Origin of the sequence: Duganella lactea, assembly GCF_009857505.1 — a bacterium.
GTDB lineage: Bacteria > Pseudomonadota > Gammaproteobacteria > Burkholderiales > Burkholderiaceae_D > Rugamonas > Rugamonas lactea.
In genome coordinates, this window is record NZ_WWCP01000058.1 from 1 (window position 1) to 20,904 (window position 20,904).

The following is a 20,904-nucleotide window of genomic DNA, read 5'->3' on the forward strand; positions in this document are numbered from 1 at the left end:
TCAACTGGGAATGGATACGGCTCTTTCTTTTTGCGCGGTTTCTTGGTGGTCATCGTGTCGATCATGGAGCATCCCTTTCGGTATTATTTCATGACCCCGTTTCACACAGAAATTCTTACAGGCTCCACGCCGCCCAGCATCAGCGAGGCAAAGCCGTGCAGTTTCCACATTTGATTCAGCATTAGGTGATACAAGTCATCCCGCTGCTTGCCCATGCCGGCTTGGAAATCATCTCGTTGCCTGGCCTGATCGGCCTGAAACTCCAGCTTATGCTCGTAGAACATGGCAATGATACGCTCGTGACCGGCATGCATTTCCGCACGCAGCGTCTGCAAGTCGTCCTTGGTCGCGCAATTGGCTTTTGTGACAGCCACATCCACCTCCACCGCGGTAAGCCGCGCTTCGACAGCGCTCAGGCGCTTTTCGCTACTGACATCATAGACATTGCGCGACTGGCTTGCAGCGCCTTGGTTTTCATTGGTGCCCGGCATGACCGCTCTCCCTCTCTCCCTTTAACCGCACTATCGATGAGCGATCAACCTAGCATCGCGCGGTAGGCCAAGCTTGATTTACATCAAACGAAAAAGGCAGCCACACGGACTGCCCTCAAGGTACGACTGCGCCAGATAGTGGCTTGCATTATTACTGCTTAGAACTCAATCCAATCCTCCGAGGAGGCCGCCGCCATCTGCTTCGGCAACGCCTTGGCAGGCGCCGGCTTCGGCGCCGGGCGCGGCGTCACGGCAGCGAGCGCCTTACGTGGCGCGCTGGCCGTCGGCCGCGATACCCTTGGCGCCGCCGGCTGTCTGGCGGCCGCCAGGTGCTCGTCCAGGCGGAACACGCTGACCACCTCTTCCAGCCCCGCCGCCTGCTCCTGCAGCGAAGCCGCGGCGGCGGCGGCTTCCTCCACCAGTGCCGCGTTCTGCTGCGTCACGGTATCCATCTGCCCCACCGCCATGTTGATCTGATCGATGCCGGTGCTCTGCTCCTGGGTGGCCATGCTGATCTCGCCCATGATGTCGGTCACGCGCTGGACGCTATCGACTATCTCGCCCATCGTCGCGCCGGCCTCCTCCACCAACTTGCTGCCGGCGCCGACCTTCTCCACCGAATCCCCGATCAGCTCCTTGATTTCCTTGGCCGCCGCCGCCGACCGTTGCGCCAGCGTGCGCACCTCGCCAGCCACCACCGCGAAGCCGCGCCCCTGCTCGCCGGCGCGGGCCGCCTCCACCGCCGCGTTCAGCGCCAGGATATTCGTCTGAAACGCGATCCCGTCGATCACCGAAATGATGTCGACAATCTTGGCCGACGAGGCATTGATCGACTCCATGGTTGCCACCACGCGCGCCACCAACTCGCCGCCGCGCTGCGCCACGCCGGAGGCCGACGCCGCCAGCGTATTGGCCTGACGCGCGTTGTCGGCATTTTGCTTGACGGTCGAGGTCAGTTCCTCCATCGACGACGCCGTCTCCTCCAGCGAACTGGCCTGCTCCTCGGTGCGCTGCGACAGGTCCAGGTTACCGGTGGCGATCTGGGTCGAGGCGGTCGCAATCGTCCCGGTGCCGGCGCGCACCTGGCCGACGATGCGGATCAGGCTATCGTTCATGTCCTTGAGCGCGCCCAGCAACTGGCCGGTTTCCTCGGTGGTCGTCACCTCGATGCGGCTGGTCAGGTCGCCCGAGGCGACCGTCCGCGCCACCCGCACGGCCTCGTTGATCGGCCGGGTAATCGCCCCGGCGATATACGCCGCGCACCCGATCGCCAACAGCGCCGCGATCCCCGCCGCCGCGACCATCGCCCACTCGGCGCTGACCACCGCCGCATTGCCCGCGTCAACGCTTTGCTCAGCGATCTTTTCATTAAGGCGGGCAATCTTCGTCAGCGACGCCTCGGCCTTCAGGAACAGCGGCCGCGACTCGCTGTACTGCTGATGGAAAGTGTTGAACAGCGCCTTTTGTATCTGTTCATCCTTGTTGGCGGCCATGCTGGCAATGGTGGCGCCGATCTTTTCGTCCGTCGCCTTCCAGGCGGCCCATTCAGCGATGAACTGCTTCCACATCACCGCCTCTTCCGCCGTCTGCGGCAACGGCTCATAACGGCGCCAGCCAGCTTCAATGTTGGCCCAGGCTTTCTTGCGCATCTCCAGCGCCTCGCCGAAGCGCGACTGCGCCTGCGCATCGCTGGCGTAAGTGCCGGCAAACAGATTGGCCGCCGCCACCGCCGTCTGCCCCTCGCTCATCGCCAGCAAGCCCTGCACCGATGGCAGCCGCACGACGCCGATTTCGTGCACCGCGTCACCGACGCCGCCGATGCCGCGATAGCCGGCCAGGCCCACCACCAGCAGCGCCAGCATCATGAGCGCAACCAAGGTGACCAGTTTCCACTTGATCTTAAAATTAGCAAACATGACATCACCCCGCAAAGAAATTATTCAAATTATTGATATCGAGTTGTTACTATATAACAAGGTTACGCATAAGAAATACTAATAATGCATACAATCATGATAAGTGTTGCGCTGCAAAAACACTTGAGCACCTGTGCAGATGCGGCGACGCCGATCGGTTACAGTAACGGTCATCGCCAACTAAAACATCCCCATGCCTTATCCGATTGAGCACAAGCTGGTGATCGGCATCGCCTCCAGCGCCCTGTTTGACCTGAGCGCGTCGCACCAGGTGTACCTGGAAGGCGGCCCCGAGGCCTACCGCGACTATCAGGAACAGCAGGTCGACACCGTTCTCGACAAAGGCGTCGCCTTTCCCTTCATCCGCCGCTTCCTCGGCATCAACAAGCTGCATCCGGACACGACGCCGGTGGAAGTGGTGCTGTTCTCGCGCAACTCGCCGGAAACCGGCCTGCGGGTGATGAATTCGATCGCCCACTACGGGCTGGACATCTCGCGCGCCTGCTTTCTGACCGGCGAATCGCCGTACCGCTATTTACCCGCCTTCAACACCTCGTTATTCCTGTCAGCCAATGAGGAGGACGTGCGCCGCGCGCTGCAAGCCGACTACCCGGCCGGACTGGTGCTGCCCTCGCGCACCGAGGACGACGAGGCCGACGGTGAACTGCGCATCGCCTTCGACTTTGACGGCGTGATCGCCGACGACGAATCGGAAACGGTCTTCAAGCGCAACAACGACGTCGGCGAATTCCATGCCCACGAGACCGCGCGGGTCGCCATTCCGCACCAGCCCGGCCCGCTGGCCGACCTGTTCCGCAAACTGTCGGTGATGCAGCAACTGGAAGAAGACGCCCAGCGCGCCGATCCCGGCTACAAGAAGATCCTGCGCATCGCCATCATCACCGCCCGCAGCGCGCCGGCGCACGAGCGCGTGGTGACCACACTGAAGAGCTGGGGCGTTTCCGCCAACGAAACATTCTTCCTCGGCGGAATGGAAAAAGCGCGCGTGCTGAGCATCTTCAAACCGCATATGTTCTTCGACGACCAGCTCAGCCACCTGCACTCCCCCGGCGGCAACATCCCGATGGTGCACGTCCCCTTCGGCGTCGCCAACCGCTTGGTATAATAGAGGTCTGGATAACTGTTGAATGTGTGTTGTGTCGCCAGCCTTAACCAAATCCATTCCCAAACCCGGCAATCGCTTTGCCCTGCCCGCGCTGCATGGCTCGGCGGATGCCTACGCACTGGCGCATATCGCGCTCGAACTCAAATCCCGTGGCCAGATGCTGGCCGTGGTCGTGGCCAACGCCGGCGACGCCCAGCGCCTGCGCGATGAAATCCCGTGGTTCGGCGGCGCGCAGCTGCGCTGCCACCTGCTGCCGGACTGGGAAACCCTGCCCTACGACGCCTTCTCGCCGCACCAGGACCTGGTGTCCGAGCGCCTGGCGACGCTGCACGAAATCTCCAGCGGCCAGTGCGACGTGATGCTGGTGCCGGCCACCACCGCGCTGGTACGCATGGCGCCGCCGTCCTTCCTGGCCGCCTACACCTTCTTCTTCGAGCAGAATCAGTCGCTCGACGAGGCCCGGCTCAAATCGCAACTGACGCTGGCCGGCTACACGCATGTGACGCAGGTGATGTCGCCCGGCGAATACTCGGTGCGCGGCGGCTTGATCGACCTGTTCCCGATGGGATCCGCGCTGCCCTACCGCCTCGACCTGTTCGGCGACACCATCGAAACCATCCGCACCTTCGACGCCGACACCCAGCGCTCGCTGTATCCGGTAAAGCAGGTGCGCTTGCTGCCGGGCCGCGAGTTCCCGATGGACGAGGCCTCGCGCACCGCCTTCCGCAGCCGCTGGCGCGAACACTTCGAAGGCGATCCGTCGCGCGCGGTGATCTACAAGGACATGAGCAGCGGCATCGCCTCGGCCGGCATCGAATACTATCTGCCGCTATTCTTCGAGCAGACGGCCACGCTGTTCGACTACTTGCCGCAAGGCGCGGTGGTGGCCACGGTCGGCGACATCGAGGCGGCCATCAAGCGCTTCTGGACCGACACCAGCTCGCGCTACCGCTTCCTCAAAGCCGACCGCGAGCGCCCGATCATGGCGCCGCAAGACCTGTTCCTGTCGGACGAACAGTTCTTCGTGCTGGCCAAGCCATATCCGCAGATCGCCATCCGCGACAACCCGGACGCCGGCGCCTCCGAGCTGTCGGCCCGCGTGCCGGACATCGCCGTCAACCGTCATCTGGACGACCCGCTGACCAATCTGCGCGCCTACCTGATGCAGTCCGGCAGCCGCGTGATGATCTGCGCCGAATCCAACGGCCGCCGCGAAACGCTGCAGCAGTACTTCAACGAATACCAGTTGCCGCTGGCGCCTGTCGAAGGCTACGAAGGCTTCCGCGACTCGGACGCCCGCTTGGCGCTGGGCGTGGCGCCGCTGCATGCCGGCTTCGAGCTGGCGGCCGACGGCGCGCGCTTGATCTTCATCACCGAGACCGAACTGTATGCGGGCTCCGGCCGCCGCGCCGGCAAAAAGAAGCAGGAAGCGGTCACCCAGGTCGAGTCGATGGTGCGCGACCTGTCGGAGCTGAAGATCGGCGACCCGGTGGTGCACATCAATCACGGCATCGGCCGTTATATGGGCCTGACCAGCATGGACCTGGGCGAAGGCGAGGCGGAATTCCTGCACCTCGAATACGCCAAGGAGACCAAGCTGTATGTGCCGGTCTCGCAACTGCATGTGATTTCGCGCTACTCCGGCGCCTCGCCGGACGACGCGCCGCTGCACACGCTGGGCTCCGGCCAGTGGGAAAAAGCCAAACGCAAGGCGGCCGAACAGGTGCGCGACACCGCCGCCGAACTGCTCAACCTTTACGCCCGCCGCGCGCTGCGCCAGGGCCATTCGTTTGAATATTCGGCGCACGACTACGAGCGCTTCGCCGACAGCTTCGGCTTCGACGAAACGCCGGATCAGCAGGAAGCGATCAACAACGTCATCAAGGATATGACGTCCGGCAAACCGATGGACCGCCTGGTGTGCGGCGACGTCGGCTTCGGCAAGACCGAGGTGGCGTTGCGCGCCGCCTTCATCGCCGTCATGGGCGGCAAGCAGGTGGCGATTCTGGCGCCGACCACGCTGCTGGCAGAACAGCACGCGCAAACCTTCGCCGACCGCTTCGCCGACTGGCCGGTGCGCATCGCCGAAATGTCGCGCTTCCGCACCGGCAAAGAAATCTCGCAGGCGATCAAAGGCATGGCCGATGGCACGCTGGACATCATCATCGGCACCCACAAGCTGCTGTCGGAAGACGTCAAGTTCACCCGACTGGGCCTGGTCATCATCGACGAGGAACACCGTTTCGGCGTGCGCCAGAAGGAAACCCTGAAATCGCTGCGCGCCGAAGTCGACGTGCTGACGCTGACCGCCACGCCGATCCCGCGCACGCTGGGCATGGCGCTGGAAGGTCTGCGCGACTTCTCGGTCATCGCCACCGCGCCGCAAAAGCGCCTGGCGATCAAGACCTTTGTGCGCGGCGAGAGCGAATCGATCATCCGCGAGGCCTGCCTGCGTGAGCTCAAGCGCGGCGGCCAGGTCTACTTCCTGCACAACGAAGTCGAGACCATCCAGAATCGCATGGCGATGCTGACCGAGCTGCTGCCGGAAGCGCGCATCGCCGTCGCCCACGGCCAGATGCACGAACGCGACCTGGAAAAGGTGATGCGCGACTTCGTCGCCCAGCGCTACAACATCCTGCTGTGCACCACGATTATCGAAACCGGTATCGACGTGCCGACCGCGAACACCATCATCATGCACCGCGCCGACAAATTCGGCCTGGCGCAGCTGCACCAGCTACGCGGGCGCGTCGGCCGTTCGCACCACCAGGCCTATGCCTATCTGCTGGTGCACGACGTGCAGTCGCTGACCAAACAGGCGCAGCGCCGCCTGGACGCCATCCAGCAGATGGAAGAACTGGGCTCGGGCTTCTACCTGGCCATGCACGATCTGGAAATCCGCGGCGCCGGCGAAGTCCTGGGCGACAACCAGTCCGGCGAGATGACCGAGATCGGCTTCCAGCTGTATTCGGACATGCTGAACGAGGCGGTGCGCTCACTCAAGGCCGGCAAGGAGCCGGACCTGGCGGCGCCGCTGGCCACCACCACCGAGATCAACCTGCACGTGCCGGCGTTGCTGCCGGCCGATTTCTGCGGCGATGTGCACGAACGCCTGTCGATCTACAAACGCATGGCCAACTGCACCTCGCAGGACAAGATCGACGACCTGCAAGAGGAGCTGATCGACCGCTTCGGCAAGCTGCCGGACCCGGTCAAGGCGCTGATCGAAACGCACCGTCTGCGCATCGCCGCCAAAACGGTGGGCATCATCAAGATCGACGCGCACACGGAAGCGGCCAGCCTGCAATTCATGCCCAAGCCGCCGATCGATCCGATGCGCATCATTGAACTGATCCAGAAAAACCGCCAGATCAAATTGAATGGGCAGGATAAACTGAAGATCACCGCCGCCATGCCGGACCTGAGCGCGCGCGTCACGCAGATCAAGGCCGCCATCAAGCAGCTTACCTGACACCTTAACTACTCTCTACGCACATGACTAACGCAAATACCGCCATGAACCTCGTACTGCAAGGTGTGGGCGATTGCAAGCCACGACTGGAGCGCATCGCCGCGCTGACCGCATCGGCCAACCTGACCTGGCTGAGCGACACCGCGCTGCGCTGCGAAGGCATCACCTTCTCAACCGCACTGTGCCAGACCATTGAAGTCGCCGCGCAAGCCGCGCAGCTCGACACCACGTATTCGATCGGCACGCACAAGATGGGCGACTACAAGCTGGTGGCCATGGACATGGATTCGACGCTGATCACCATCGAGTGCATCGACGAAATCGCCGACATGCAGGGTTTGAAGCAGCAGGTATCGGAAATCACCGAGGCGGCCATGCGCGGCGAACTGGATTTCGCCGAAAGCCTGAAACGCCGCGTGGCGCTGCTCGAAGGTCTGGACGCGTCGGCGCTGGAGCGGGTGTACAACGAGCGCCTGCAACTGTCGCCAGGCGCCGAGACCATGCTGAAGGCGGTGCAGGCGGCTGGCCTGAAAACGCTGCTGGTGTCGGGCGGCTTCACCTTCTTCACCGAGCGCCTGAAGCAACGTCTGGGCCTGGACTACACCAACGCCAATGAACTGGAGATCATCGACGGCAAGCTGACCGGCAAGGTCCTGGGCGGCATCGTCGACGCGGAAGAGAAGAAACGCACGCTGGAACGCGTATGCGCGAAACTGGGCATCTCGCCATCGCAGGCGATTGTCATGGGCGACGGCGCCAACGACCTGAAGATGATGAGCATCTCGGGCATGTCCGTGGCGTTCCGCGCCAAGCCGGTGGTGCGCGAACAGGCCAACGTGGCGCTCAACTTCGTCGGCCTCGATGGCATCCTGCCGCTGCTGACTTAATCCTTAATGCCGCTGCTTCTTGGCCGCCTTGATCGCGTACATCTGCGCATCGCCAGCGGCCAGTAGCGCGTCCACCTCTTGCGGCATCGACTTGCACCACTGCCGGTCGCCATCGACAATGCTGACCAGCGCAATCGGCACACGGAACATGCGCTTGGCCATGCGCGTGACGCGGTCGAAACGCTCCTCCGCCGGGGAGTCCAGCACATTCAGTGACTTCAACGCTGCTAGCCGGAGTGCCTCATTCTGGGGGATGCCGGGCTGTATCAAGGTGGTCTCCTTTGCGCAAGGGCTTAGTCATAATACTACCCTAACTTTTTGCCTGCGAGCGTGGCGATCAGCCCATCTGTCGCATCCTCGATATAGTCCAGCACCAGGTCGAAGCCATTGCCGCCGCCGTAGTAGGGATCAGGCACCACGTCCGACGCGCTGCGGGCGGCGTGTGACATCATCAGCCCCAGTTTATGCTGGTGCTGTGGCGGACAGGCCGCGCGCAGCAGCTTGAGATTGTCGTGGTCCATCGCCAGCAGGTGGTCGAACTGTTCGAAATCCCGCGCCGTCACCTTGCGCGACCGCTGGGCGGACAAATCATAGCCGCGCTTCGCCGCGTATTCCATCGAGCGCGCGTCCGGCGGTTCACCGACGTGATAGCCGTGCGTGCCGGCGGAATCGATATGAAAATGATCCGCCAATCCGGCCGCCGCCACACGGTGGCGGAACACGCCTTCCGCAGTCGGCGAGCGGCAGATATTCCCCATGCAGACAAACAGCACCGAGACCGGATTGGCAATGGTATTGTTCACATCCATCCTTGCTGGCTCCCTTATAATCACACCGTTGCATTCTATGCGAAAAGGACTGGGAATGAGTGTGCGTTGCGGCTGCAGGTTAAGCAAGGTCCATGATTCGGTGCAGGGCGCCGATGTGCCGCTTGCGGTGCTCTACCCCGCCATCGGCGAGGAAAAGACCGAGCATTTCGGCCCCTACTCGCTGGACGTGGCCAAGGATGCGCCGCCGGCGGACGGTGTCTGGCCGCTGGTCGTGGTTTCACATGGCCATTCCGGCACGCCTTGGGCCTACCGCGAACTGGCCAGGCATCTGGCGCTGGCCGGTTTTGTGGTGGCGCTGCCCGCACACACCGGCAACACGCGGCTGGACAACAACCTGGCCGGCACCGTCGCCAATCTCGCCAACCGTCCACGCCACATTACGCTGACAATCGACGCGGTGTTGGCCGACTCCACGCTGGCGCCGCATATCGCCCGCAATGGCGTGGCCGTCATCGGCCATTCAATCGGCGGCTACACCGCGCTGGCCGCAGCGGGCGGCATTGCCTGGAGCGGACCATATGAACGCAAGGATTCCAACGCGGCGCCGGCACCGGTGACGATCACGCCCGATCCGCGTATCAAGTCGCTGGTCCTGCTGAACCCAGCGACGTTCTGGTTCATCGCCGGCTCGCTGCGCCCGGTGGACCTGCCGATCCTGCTGCGCACCGGCGAGAGGGACGACATCACGCCGATCGAACACGCCAACAAGATCATCGAAGGCGTGGCCCAGCCGGCGCTGGTCGAGCACAAGGATATACCAGGCGCCGGCCATTTCGCCTTCATGAGCAAATTCCCGCCGGAGATGACGCGACCAAATTTCAAACCGTCCCAAGACCCCGATGGCTTCGACCGCGAAACCATCCAGCCCGAATTCTTTGCCGACGTGACCGAATTCCTCAAGCGGACCGTGTAAGTTCAGCGCGCACAGCGTCGATCAATATCTGTTTGCCGCTCAACCCTTTGTACTTGCGCATAGGCGTATCTACAGACGACAATCAGGTCCGGCAGCAGGATATCCACTACCGCGTCCACCACAGCGGCACTGTGCAGCCGGTCCAAGGGGCCGTGCTTCAGCGACTGGCCGCTGCTTTGCGCTGGCCGCTGGAAGTAGTTCATATAGGCGATGGCATGGATCGGAGACGTACCATCTGCCGTCAGCACTCCGGACTCCATCAACGCCGTCTCGATATTCCGATAAATCACCGACGATTTACGCTTCCATCGCTCCGCCAGAGACTGCCCAAGCACCAACCGGGTACTGATCCCGCGTTGAAATTTCTGTGGCACCTCAACACCGTTATACCAAGCGACTTCGTCGTGATGAAACCGAGCGTGTTTATTAACATAGTGGCTTTCGCCCAGTACCAGCAGTTTCAGCTGCTGGCTGCTGTAGTCCGAACCAATCCAAGGCTTCATCATTTGGTAACGTTGATAGTGTTCGATAGCACACAGATGGTCGTCGTAATTTGACATGCCTTGCGCCTGGCGGAAAATTGTATTGCTATACTCTAAACCAACTTTATATAACAAAGGAAGCATCATGTCCCAAGAACTGGTACTGGAGGGCCGCCTGGAATCGGCCAAGACCACCGCCTGGTGGCTGTACGTTATTCATGCGATCAGCTTTGTGTTTTCGCTGGGGGCGTTCTCGATCATTCCGCTTATTCTCAACTATTTGCAGCGCCCCAGCACGGACGGCACTTTCGTCCATAGCCACCACACGTGGATGATCCGCTCGTTCTGGTGGTACGTGGTGTGGGTGGTGGTTGGCGCGGCGTTCTTCATAACGTTTGTCGGCATCCCGATCGCCTGGCTGATCTGGATCGGCGCGTGGCTGTGGAAGGCTTACCGTCTGGTCGTCGGCATCACCCGCATCAACCGGAACGAGCCGGCGCCAGTGTAAGCGCCTGACGCAAGCCTGCAACGATCACGTCGTAGGCTTGCCGCCGGCTCTCCTCATCCCGCGCACGCAGCACAAACGATGGGTGATACACGGCCACCACCCAGCGGCCCTCACGCTCAAACGGCGCATCCATCACGGAAGCCATCGTCGCGCCGCCATCCTGGATGACGGATTTCAGCGCCGTCGCACCCAGCGCCACCACCACGTCGGGACGCACGCGCGCCAACTCTTCTTCCAGCCACACATGGCATGCCGCCACTTCGCGTTGCGCCGGCGTCTTGTGCAAACGCCGCTTGCCGCGCAACTCCCACTTGAAGTGCTTGACGGCGTTGGTCACGTAAACCTGATCGCGTCCAACGCCCGCCTCGGCCAGCGCGCGGTCCAGCACCTCACCGGCGGGGCCGACGAATGGCAACCCCTGCAAGTCCTCCTGATCGCCCGGCTGTTCGCCGACCAGCATGATGCGCGCCTGCTTCGGACCGACACCCGGCACGGCCTGGGTGGCGTTGCGCCATAGCTCGCAGCGGCGACACTGGTCCAGCGTGGCCGGTTGCTCGCGCTGAGGCTGTGCGCGTTCCGGCGTCACGGCGATGGTGGTGGCGCCGGTGCGGCGGCCAACAGTGCTGGTCTGGCCGGTGCGGCGCTCGCCATTGGCGGCGCCACTGATCATGGCCGGCACAATGGCACCCTCCGGCAGGTTTTTCCAGAAGCGGGATGGAATATGGCTGCGCAGCAGGTCGGCATTCAACCGGGCCGGATTGAAGATGCTGCGGTAGTAGGTCAGCCAAAGCGCCTCGCCGGCGTCTTCGATATCGGCGGCGCTGCGCATCATGGCCGGCGCGTCGTGCAACCGCACGCCGTCCCACAGCACAGTGGCGTCGGGCGTGGCGATCATCCAGGTGGCGCTGCCCATGCGGCGGGCGAAGTGCTCTGCAACTTGCGGCAACACCGCGTGCGTCGGCTCAAACCAGGCGACAAAGCGCGGCGCGCCGTCTTCCTCCTTGCGTTCGCGGAATCTCACATAGGCATGCATGTCATGCTCCTCGCGGCGGACGGCTTTGACCATGGCGTACAGCCGAGCGCCGTCCGAATCGGCCGCCGACATCACATCGCGCTCGCCCAACTGCCAGCGCCAGATCACCTTGTAGAGGAAGGCCCAGCGTTCGGCAGCGCTGAAACACGCGGCGCCGGCCAGCATCTCCATCAGCTCGCGCGGCAGACGCAGCGCCGGGCCAGGCGGTGCCGGCTCTGCGTCGACGAGCGCGCCCGCACCGGAGAACAGGTCGCCCTCGCCCTCACTGGTTACCCATTCTACATATTCCGGCGGCACGCGGCGCGCGATCAGCGCGCGTGCGGCGTCGCGCCATTCGTCAAACGAACGCACCACTTTGCGCATCATGCCGTCTGCAGCTCCGGCCATAAATTCATCTGTTGCGGTGCCTCGGCCATTGACCGCCGCAGCTGCTCGGACGGACTGGCGTCCCGCGCCGGAAAATAGTCGGCGGTGACGATGAACGGCGAAATCTTCTTCATGCTGCACCTCAGCCGCGACAGGTCCGCATAGCGCACCTGCCGCAAACGCCGCAACTCCACGATGCGCTGCGCGTTACGCAATCCTATGCCTGGCACGCGGGCGATCATGTGCGGTTCCGCACGATTCAGGTCCAATGGAAAATGTTCGCGGTGTTGCAGCGCCCAGGCCAGTTTCGGATCGATGTCCAGCGCCAGGTTGCCACCGCTCTCCGGCAGCAGCTCCTGTGCCTGGAAACCGTAACCGCGCATCAGAAAATCCGCCTGATACAGGCGGTTCTCGCGCAACAGCGGCGGCGGCGCCAGCGGCACGCTTTTCGGGCTTTGCGGAATCGGACTGAAAGCCGAGTAATACACGCGTTTCAGCTTGTAGCTTCCATACAGCGTCTGCGCGGTGGAGAGAATCTGCTGGTCGTCACTGCCGTCGGCACCGACGATCATCTGGGTGCTCTGTCCCGCTGGCGCGAAGCGTGGGGCTTTGGGTTCTTCGGCTTTCTCATCGAGCTTGCGGCGGATCGAACCCATGGCCAGTTTGATCGTATGGATACTCTTCTCCGGCGCCAGCTTTTGCACGCTGTCCTGCGTCGGCAGTTCGATATTCACGCTCAGGCGGTCGGCATAGCGCCCGGCTGCCGCGATCAGCGCGGGATCGGCATCCGGGATCGTCTTCAGGTGAATGTAGCCACGGAACTGGTGCGCCTCGCGCAACTGCCGCGCCACCTGGACCAGCTGCTCCATGGTGTAATCGGCGGACTGGATGATGCCCGAGCTGAGGAACAGCCCGTCGATGTAATTACGGAGGTAGAAATCGGTGGTCAGCTTGACCACCTCCGCCACCGAGAAGCGCGCACGCGGCACATTGGAGGTGCGCCGGTTGACGCAATACTGACAATCGTACAGACAGTAATTGGTCAACAGTACCTTCAGCAGCGACACACAGCGCCCATCCGGCGTATAGCTATGGCAGATGCCCATGCCGGTAGTGGCGCCAAAGCCGTCCTTGCCGACAGAGTCACGCTTGGGTGCTCCGCTGCTGGCGCAGGAGGCATCATATTTGGCCGCATCGGCCAGGATTTCCAGCTTGTCCTTCATCTCCATCGCACGCCCCGATATGCTGTATATGCATACAGCATATCAGAGTTTACTCAGGATAGAATGGCTTTCAGTGCGTCGACCAGTTTGCCGCATTCCTCGTCCGTACCGATCGAGATCCGCAGGAACTGGTCGATGCGCGCGGCGGTAAAGTGGCGCACGAGGATGGCGCGCTCGCGCAGCGCCTTCGCCAACTGCGCGCCATCGTGCCGCGGATGGCGCGTGAAGATGAAATTGGCGTGCGACGGCAGCACCTCGAAGCCCAGTGCGTGCATCTGCGCCGTCAGCCACGCGCGGCTGGCGATAATGGCTTGCGACGTTTGCTCGGTGTAGGCCACATCGTCCAGCGCCGCCACCGCGCCGGCTTGCTGCACCTGGCCCAGCGGATAGCAATTGAAGCTGTTCTTCACGCGCTCCAGGCCCTCGATCAGATCGGGATGGCCCACCGCGAAGCCGACGCGTAGGCCGGCCAGCGAACGGGATTTGGACAGCGTCTGAATCACCAGCAGATTATCGTAGCGGTCCAGCAGCGCGGCGGCGCTTTGCGCGCCAAAGTCCACGTAAGCCTCGTCGATAACCACCACCTGATCAGGATGCGCCTTCACCAACGACTCGATCGCGTCCAGCGTCAGCGCGATACCGGTCGGCGCGTTCGGATTGGCGATGATGATCGCGCCGCACGGCAGGTTGTAGTCGGCGACATCAATCTCGAAACGCTCGTTCAGCGGAACCTGGACGCACTCGATGCCGTACAGGCTGCAATACGTCGGATAAAAACTGTAGCTGATGTCCGGCGCCAGCAACGGCAACTCATGCTTCAGCAACGCGTGGAAGGTATGCGCCAGCACCTCGTCGGAACTGTTACCGACGAAAACCTGCTCGCGCTTCAGGCCAAAGCGGCGCGCCACCGCATCCTTCAGCGCCACATTCGATGGATCGGAATACTTGCGCAGGCCGTCGCCGGCCGCTTCATGCATCGCGGCGATCGCCTTGGGCGACGGGCCGTACGGATTCTCGTTGGTATTCAGCTTCACCAGACCAGGCATCTGCACCTGCTCACCCGGCGTGTACGGCGTCAGGCCGTGCACCACTTTGCTCCAGAACTTACTCATTACATTTCCCCAAATGCTCGCTCGATATCGGCGATTAAATCCTGTACGTCTTCCAGACCCACGTTGAAGCGTACCAGTACGCCCCTGTCCTGCCAGTTCTGCCGCATATGCTGTATGCGGTAAGGCATGACCAGGCTGTTAGCCCCGCCCCAGCTGTAGCCGATCTTGAACAGCTGGAGCGCATCGACGAAACGATCGGTCTGCGCTTCGCCGTATCGGTCATCGAAGATCACCGAAAACAGGCCGCCGGCGCCGGTAAAGTCGCGCTTCCAGATGTCGTACCCCGGACAATCCGCAAAAGCCGGATGTAGCACGCGCTTGATCTCGGGCCGCGCTTTCAACCACTGCGCCAGCTTGCGCGCCGCCGCATCGTGCGCGTCGAAACGCAGACGCATGGTCGGCAGGCCGCGCGAGACCAGATAGGCGTCGTCCGCGCCAACGCCCAGGCCGAGACGCATGTGCGCAAGGCTGATCCTGTCGTACAGCGCCTTGTCACGCGTCGTGACCGCGCCCATCAACACATCCGAACCGCCGGACTGATATTTGGTCAATGCCTGCATGACGATATCCGCGCCGAGGTCAAAGCCGCGCAGCGCCAGGCCAGCGGCCCAGGTATTATCCAGCGCCACCAGCACGCCGCGCGCGTGCGCCGCCTCGCTGATGGCCGGCAGGTCCGGCACCTCCATCGATACCGAACCTGGCGCCTCGACCCAAATCAATTTCGTGTTCGGCTGAATCAGCGCGGCGATGCCCGCGCCGATCAGCGGATCGTAGTAGCGCGCGGTGATGCCGAAATCGGCCGACAGCCAACGCCCCAACTCGCTATTCGGGTTGTAGACGTTCTCCGGCAACAGCACATCGTCGCCGGACTTCAGCAACGCAAAGTCCACCATGGCGATGGCCGCCAGGCCGCTCGGCGCCAGCAGGCAATGGTTGCCGCCTTCGATCTCCGCCAGCCGCGCCTCCAGCGTGAAGGTGGTCGGTGTGCCATGCAGCCCGTAGGTATAGGCGTTCTTGTCCTTCCAGTCGCCCGAGCGCATGGCCGCCACGTTCTTGAACAGCACCGTGGAGGCGTGATGGATCGCGCTCGGAAACGCCTCGAATCCCTCCGGCGCCTTGTAATCCGTATGGATCAGCGCCGTTTGCGGCGATTTTTGCACCGTCATGATCAGCGCATATTGCCGGTGTGGCCAAGCGACACGCGACCCGGCTGCGGCCATACGGTCAGGCCGTGCGGTTCCTGGCCGACCTTGACCTGCTTGACATCACCGTTGCCGGTGTCGATGCGGTACACCACATCGTCAAAGCGGCCGGACAGCCACAGATATTTGCCGTCGGCGCTGACGTTGCCCATGTCCGGGCTGCCGCCGCCTGGAATCGGCCACTGTGCCACCACTTTTTCGGTGGCGAAGTCGATCACCGTAACGCGGCCCTTGCCTTTGCGCTTGCCGTGGATATTGTGGGTGCCGCGGTTGGCCACATACAGTTTGGTGCCGTCGCGGCTTGGATACAGGCCATGCGCGCCAACACCGGTCGGAATGAAGCCAACCTTGGTGAACGAGGCGGCATCGATGACGTGCACACCGTCGGCGTCCATATCGGCGATGTAGTAACGCTTGCCGTCCGGCGAAACGCGGATATCCTGCGGCATGCCTTTCTTCTTGCTGCACACCTCATTCGCCAGCAACTGGTCGATCGGATCTTTTTCCGAGAAACGGGTGGTCGGCATCGACAGCTTGAGGTAGCCCTCGACCTTGCGGGTTTGCAGATCGATGCGCGCCACCGAACCGGCGAATTCGCAGGTGAACATGGCATAACGGCCGTCCGGAGAGAAGTCGGCGTGGTTGATGCCGCCGCATTCCGGCACGTCGATGGCGTATTGCATTTGCATGGTCTTCGGATCGCGGAAGTCCAGGCGATGCAAGGCCTCGGCCACCACGATGGCGGATTTACCATCTGGCGAGAAGTACATATTGTAGGGATCGTCCACCGCGATCTGCGTGCCCGGCTTGCCGGTGCGAGGATCGATCGGCGTCAGGCTGCCCTTGTTGGTGCGCTCGGCGTTATTCGCCACCCACAGCGCTTGCAGGTCGTAGGCCGGCACCACGTGCTGCGGGCCGACGCCGACCTTGAACTTGTCGACCACCTTCAAGGTCTCGGGATCGATGACATACACATCGTTGGAGCGCAGGTTGGGCACATACACGCGCGACAAATGATCTTTGGTGGCCGGGCTCAGATGCGCGGGGCTGATGCCGGCATAGACGTTGACCGGCACCGCAGCGGCGGCGGGCGCCGCCTGAGCCGGCTCCATGTTGGACAAAGCCAGCAAGCTGCCGGCGCCAATCAGACCAACAGCGGCCAGCGCCGCGTAGACGAGACGATTAGTTTTCATTTGGATGCTTTACTCGTGGTGGGCGGCGCGCCATGCGCCGCAAAATCGGAAATCGCCGCAACCGAGGTGTCGACGATGCGCTGCACGCCAAGCTTGCCCAATTCGGCGGTGGCGCGGCGGGCGTCGCCGCGCACGCCCTGCGCAGGCGTGGGTGATGGGCCGTGCGCCAGCGCCTCGGTGCGCACCAGGGATTTGTCGGTGGCCAGCATCAACGCGGCGTCGGCCAGGCCGGCGTGCAGGCCGATTTCGGCCTTGCTGTAGCCGCGCTTTTCCAGGTCGGCGATAAAGGGTTCCTGCGTCACGTCGTAGTACGTCAACAGCGCCAGCGCACGCGCCTTGCCGTCCCTGGCCCAAACCTTGTTCAGGCGATCGGCCACGCGGGTTTCGCTTTTCTGGTAGCCGCCATGGTCACCGATGAAAACGACGTTGCGGAAACCGTGCTGGCGCAGGCTTTGCGCCGCGCCGACCAGCAGGTCTTCAAACGTGGATTCGGGTATGGACAGCGTGCCGGCAAACTTCATGTGGCCAGCCGGCGGCGTGATACTGCCCTCCGGGACATACGCCACCACCGGCGCGACGACGGCGTTACCCAGCTTTTGCGCGATCATCCGCGCCAGCACGGTGGCACGCACATTGTGTTTGCCGAGGGCGATATAAGGGCCGCTTTGTTCGGTGCCGCCGATCGGAATGATGGCGGTGGTGGCGCCGGCGTCGATGCGGGCACGCAGTTCGGTGCTGGTCATTTCTTCCAGCATAACCGGCGCCTCCGCCGCAATCACCGGCCGCGCCAGCGCGCCGACCAGCAAGCAAACCACAAGGGCAACCGGGAATTTCAAATCACGCATAAGCTTCAACCATAAAAAAAGGCGGACCGCGTTGAACGCGTATCCGCCTTTATTATAGTGGACGAGCGGCTTAAAGTGCCTCTCCCCACAAGTCATGGGCGTCGGATGTCGTAATTTTCACATCAAAGAACTGACCGACCACCAGTTTCTTATGCGGCTCGAACGGTGGTTTGACGTAGACCACGCCATCGATTTCCGGCGCATCGGCGGCCGAACGGCCTACGCCACCGGTGCGGTTAACCTCATCGATCAGCACCCGCACGGTCTTGCCGACTTTCGCTTTCAGGCGCGCTTTCGAGATTTCTTCCTGCAGCAGCATCACGCGGCCACGGCGTTCTTCGCGCACTTCTTCCGGCACCGGGTTCGCCAGTTCGTTGGCGGTGGCGCCTTCCACCGGCGAGTAGGCGAAGCAGCCCAGACGATCGATCTGCGCTTCCTTCAGGAAGTCCAGCAGGTACTCGAATTCGGCCTCGCTCTCCCCGGGGAAACCGGCGATGAAGGTCGAACGGATGGTCAGGTCGGGATTCATCTTGCGCCATGCCAGGATGCGGTCCAGATTCTTCTCGCCGCTGGCCGGACGCTTCATGCGCTTCAACACTTCCGGATGCGCGTGCTGCATCGGGATGTCCAGGTAAGGCAGGATATGCTCACCCATCAGCGGAATCACCTGGTCCACGTGCGGATACGGATACACATAGTGCGCGCGCACCCAGGCGCCGTAGGACTTGGCCAGTTCGCCCAGCGCTTCCATCAGTTGCGTCATATGGGTCTTGATCGGGCGCCCGTTCCAGAAGCCGGTACGGAATTTGACGTCTACGCCGTAGGCCGAGGTATCCTGCGAGATCACCAGCAGTTCCTTGACGCCCGACTTGAACAGGTTTTCCGCTTCCAGCAGCAGCTCACCGATAGGACGCGACACCAGATCGCCGCGCATCGATGGGATGATGCAGAACGAGCAGCGGTGATTGCAGCCTTCCGAAATTTTCAGGTAGGCGTAGTGCTTCGGCGTCAGCTTGACGCCTTGCGGCGGAATCAGGTCGATGAACGGCTCATGCGGTTTAGGCAGATGGTGGTGGACCGAGTCCATCACCTCGCTCAGCGCGTGCGGGCCGGTCACGGCCAGCACCTTCGGGTGAATCTTGGTGATCAGGTCCGAGCCGTCGGCATCCTTCTTGGCACCCAGGCAGCCGGTCACAATCACTTTGCCGTTTTCGGCCAGCGCTTCGCCGATGGCGTCCAGCGATTCCTGCACGGCGGCGTCGATGAAGCCGCAGGTGTTGACGATCACCAGATCGGCGCCGTCATAGGACTTGGCGGTCTCATAACCCTCGGCGCGCAGCTGGGTCAGAATCTGTTCGGAGTCCACCAGCGCCTTGGGGCAGCCGAGCGAAACGAAGCCCACTTTCGGTGCTGGCGCGCCGGCGGCTGGCTTGGGAAGACGGGAGAGTGGTTGCGATTGCATATAGGATTGCTAAAACTTGACGGAAATGACGGGCAATCGACAATTGTATCACGCCGGCCCCGACGCGGCCTCCCGGCCTATGTACGGTAGGAGACAGAAGCGCAGCGCAGCCGGCCTATAATCGCGAGACTTGAACAATGAAAGGTCCCCGTGGCGCTGAACGGCATGCTGAAACGCGATCTGTCCTGGCTGTGGGCGGCCATCGCCGCCATGGTGGTGGTGCTGATATGGCTGCTGCTGCAACTGGGACGCCAGGGTGCCGACGCCCAGGTGGCCGCAGCGCGGGCGCGCGGCGCCGTGATCTGCCAGATCATGCGTGCCGGCGCCGGCCGCATGGCGCCGCAACGCGGCCAGACCACGGCGCTGGAGCGCGCGCTGGTCGATATGGCGCTGCGCGAGGACGCCGGTTTTGAAGGCGGCCTGTGGGCCGAATCGCGCGGCGCCTACGCCTATGCCTTCCCGACCTACGACGGCAGCGGCGTCAAACAGGACGCGCCGGCCGCCGAACTGCCGCGCATTGCGGCGCTGGCGCAGCAGGCGCTGGCCAGCGGACAGGCGGTGCAGGATGCGCGGCCCGGCCTGCGCGAGGCGGTGGTCTACAGCGCCTGCCCGGTAGCGCCAGGCGTGGCGGGATGGACGCTGACCCGCGTCGCCACGCTGGCCGAGGCCGCGCTGAACCATCTGATCCTGGCGGTCAGCCTGTTGCTCGGCTCACTGCTGCTCGCGGGCGCCTGGTTCGCCTTCCTGGTCATGCGCTGGGGACGCGAGGCGCAGCGTCTTGCCGCGCTGCTGGCCAACAGCGAGCGCATGGCCGCGCTGGGCAGCCTGGCGGCGGGGCTGGCGCACGAAATCCGCAATCCGCTCGGCACCATCCGCATGAAGGTGGATAACGCGCTGGCGGCGCCACCGGCCAAGCGCGAGGCCCGCACCGAATCGGCATTGCGCACCACCCTGCTCCAGGTGCAGCGGCTGGAAACCCTGGTCTCCAGCCTGCTCGCCCTGACCCAGCCGTTCCATCCCAAGCGCGCGCCGGTGGCGCTGCCGGCGTGGCTGGAGCAACGGCGCCTGGCCCACGCCGACGCCGCGGCCGAACTGGGGCTGACGCTGACGCTGGCGATCCACCCCGGCCTGGAATCGGCCGCCGACGGCCAGCCGGGCTTCGATGCGGCGCAAATGGAGCGGGTCATCGACAATCTGCTGTGGAACGCGCTGGCCCATACGCCGTCTGGCGGCCATATCGAACTGGGCGCCGCGCATGGCGGACAACATCTGACGCTGTGGGTGGCCGACGACGGCAATGGCGTGCCGCCACCGTTGCGCGCCACGCTGTTCGATCCGCTGGTGACCGGGCGTGACGGCGGCACCGGCCTGGGACTGGCGGTGGTGCGCGAGGTGGTACAGGCGCACGGCGGCCGCGTCCGGCTGGACACCTCGCGGCCACAAGGCACGCGCATTGAACTGGAGCTGCCATGGCTGTGATCCTGATCGTCGACGACGACACCGCTTTCCGTACCACGCTGGCCGAAACGCTGGACGATCTGGGCTATGAGGTGCGCCAGGCCGGCAGTTGCGAGGCCGGTCTGCGGCGGCTGGCCGATGGCGGCATTGATCTGGCGATTGTCGATCTGCGCCTGCCCGGCGAGGACGGCCTGGCCTTCCTGCGCGCCGCCGCCGACGCCGCGCCCGGTCTGCCGTGCATCGTGCTGACCGCCTACGCCAGCGGCTCCAACACCATCGAGGCGATGCGCCTGGGCGCCTTCGATCACCTGACCAAGCCGCTGGGCCGCGACGCGCTGGCCGAGGCGCTGCGGCGCGCGCTGAACGCCAGCCGGCCGGCGCCAGC

Annotated in this window: 19 protein-coding genes; 7 read left to right on the top strand and 12 right to left on the bottom strand. The window is 63.3% G+C overall.

From position 1 onward, the window contains the following. Window positions 1-101: 101 nt before the first annotated feature. Together GTP44_RS25535 and GTP44_RS25540 are read right to left on the bottom strand one after the other, a co-directional pair. Window positions 102-491: a hypothetical protein gene (locus tag GTP44_RS25535; RefSeq protein WP_161021613.1), complete on the bottom strand. Its 390-nt coding sequence runs from the start codon at window positions 489-491 to the stop codon at window positions 102-104. A 158-nt stretch (window positions 492-649) separates the two neighbouring features. Next, entirely contained in the window at window positions 650-2,407 is a 1,758-nt protein-coding gene (locus tag GTP44_RS25540; protein WP_161021614.1) for a methyl-accepting chemotaxis protein, read from the bottom strand. 193 nt (window positions 2,408-2,600) lie between these two features. On the opposite strand from GTP44_RS25540, the gene GTP44_RS25545 reads away from it, so the two are divergent. Genes GTP44_RS25545 through serB form a run of 3 tightly spaced genes read left to right on the top strand, consistent with a single transcriptional unit; the run spans window position 2,601 to window position 7,892 of the window. After that, window positions 2,601-3,533 carry a 5'-nucleotidase gene (locus tag GTP44_RS25545; protein ID WP_161021615.1) on the top strand — a complete coding sequence of 311 codons (933 nt, stop codon included), beginning with the start codon at window positions 2,601-2,603 and terminating at the stop codon, window positions 3,531-3,533. A gap of 22 nt (window positions 3,534-3,555) precedes the next feature. Next, window positions 3,556-7,005: a transcription-repair coupling factor gene (gene mfd, locus GTP44_RS25550; RefSeq protein ID WP_202424228.1), complete on the top strand. Its 3,450-nt coding sequence runs from the start codon at window positions 3,556-3,558 to the stop codon at window positions 7,003-7,005. Window positions 7,006-7,049: 44 nt separating this feature from the next. Beyond that, entirely contained in the window at window positions 7,050-7,892 is an 843-nt protein-coding gene (serB, locus tag GTP44_RS25555; protein ID WP_161021617.1) for a phosphoserine phosphatase SerB, read from the top strand. A 3-nt stretch (window positions 7,893-7,895) separates the two neighbouring features. On the opposite strand, the gene GTP44_RS28070 is transcribed toward serB, so the two are convergent. Together GTP44_RS28070 and GTP44_RS25565 are read right to left on the bottom strand one after the other, a co-directional pair. Further along, window positions 7,896-8,114, bottom strand: a complete 219-nt coding sequence (locus GTP44_RS28070; protein ID WP_202424229.1) for a hypothetical protein — start codon at window positions 8,112-8,114, stop codon at window positions 7,896-7,898. 83 nt (window positions 8,115-8,197) lie between these two features. Further along, window positions 8,198-8,701: a low molecular weight protein-tyrosine-phosphatase gene (locus tag GTP44_RS25565; RefSeq protein ID WP_161021618.1), complete on the bottom strand. Its 504-nt coding sequence runs from the start codon at window positions 8,699-8,701 to the stop codon at window positions 8,198-8,200. Between the two features lie 55 nt (window positions 8,702-8,756). Between GTP44_RS25565 and GTP44_RS25570 the strand changes: the two genes are divergently transcribed. After that, a complete protein-coding gene (locus GTP44_RS25570; protein ID WP_161021619.1) occupies window positions 8,757-9,635 on the top strand; it encodes an alpha/beta hydrolase family protein in 879 nt (292 codons plus the stop codon). Window positions 9,636-9,637: 2 nt separating this feature from the next. Here the strand turns inward: GTP44_RS25570 and GTP44_RS25575 are convergent, their stop codons facing one another. Beyond that, on the bottom strand, window positions 9,638-10,195 hold the full coding sequence (locus tag GTP44_RS25575) for a hypothetical protein (RefSeq protein WP_161021620.1): 558 nt from the start codon (window positions 10,193-10,195) through the stop codon (window positions 9,638-9,640). Between the two features lie 67 nt (window positions 10,196-10,262). Between GTP44_RS25575 and GTP44_RS25580 the strand changes: the two genes are divergently transcribed. Next, entirely contained in the window at window positions 10,263-10,625 is a 363-nt protein-coding gene (locus GTP44_RS25580; protein ID WP_160989999.1) for a DUF4870 family protein, read from the top strand. Here the strand turns inward: GTP44_RS25580 and GTP44_RS25585 are convergent. From GTP44_RS25585 to rimO, 7 genes are all read right to left on the bottom strand, one after another. Further along, window positions 10,597-12,024 (bottom strand): UdgX family uracil-DNA binding protein, encoded by a 1,428-nt coding sequence (locus GTP44_RS25585; RefSeq protein ID WP_161021621.1) that lies wholly within the window; start codon window positions 12,022-12,024, stop codon window positions 10,597-10,599. The two genes, GTP44_RS25580 and GTP44_RS25585, sit on opposite strands and share 29 nt — an antisense overlap. Then, complete coding sequence (locus GTP44_RS25590) at window positions 12,021-13,253, bottom strand: putative DNA modification/repair radical SAM protein (protein WP_161021622.1); 1,233 nt, start codon at window positions 13,251-13,253, stop codon at window positions 12,021-12,023. Before GTP44_RS25590 ends, GTP44_RS25585 begins: the two co-directional genes overlap by 4 nt. Window positions 13,254-13,300: 47 nt before the next feature. Next, the gene (gene hisC / locus GTP44_RS25595) at window positions 13,301-14,359 is read right to left on the bottom strand and encodes a histidinol-phosphate transaminase (protein WP_161021623.1); all 1,059 of its coding nucleotides are present in this window, start codon (window positions 14,357-14,359) and stop codon (window positions 13,301-13,303) included. Continuing rightward, window positions 14,359-15,525 carry a cystathionine beta-lyase gene (locus GTP44_RS25600; protein WP_161021624.1) on the bottom strand — a complete coding sequence of 389 codons (1,167 nt, stop codon included), beginning with the start codon at window positions 15,523-15,525 and terminating at the stop codon, window positions 14,359-14,361. Before GTP44_RS25600 ends, hisC begins: the two co-directional genes overlap by 1 nt. Window positions 15,526-15,527: 2 nt before the next feature. Continuing rightward, entirely contained in the window at window positions 15,528-16,754 is a 1,227-nt protein-coding gene (locus GTP44_RS25605) for a YncE family protein (RefSeq protein WP_229257084.1), read from the bottom strand. Then, window positions 16,751-17,599 (bottom strand): creatininase family protein, encoded by an 849-nt coding sequence (locus GTP44_RS25610; protein WP_161021625.1) that lies wholly within the window; start codon window positions 17,597-17,599, stop codon window positions 16,751-16,753. The genes GTP44_RS25605 and GTP44_RS25610 overlap by 4 nt, the downstream gene beginning before the upstream one ends. Before the next feature lie 70 nt (window positions 17,600-17,669). Next, on the bottom strand, window positions 17,670-19,061 hold the full coding sequence (rimO, locus tag GTP44_RS25615) for a 30S ribosomal protein S12 methylthiotransferase RimO (protein WP_161021626.1): 1,392 nt from the start codon (window positions 19,059-19,061) through the stop codon (window positions 17,670-17,672). A gap of 165 nt (window positions 19,062-19,226) precedes the next feature. Here rimO and GTP44_RS25620 point away from each other — a divergent pair, with 165 nt between their 5' ends. After that, complete coding sequence (locus GTP44_RS25620) at window positions 19,227-20,540, top strand: sensor histidine kinase (RefSeq protein ID WP_161021627.1); 1,314 nt, start codon at window positions 19,227-19,229, stop codon at window positions 20,538-20,540. Then, window positions 20,531-20,904 (top strand): response regulator (locus GTP44_RS25625; RefSeq protein ID WP_161021628.1); only part of this gene is annotated, 374 nt, incomplete at its 3' end. The genes GTP44_RS25620 and GTP44_RS25625, both read left to right, overlap by 10 nt.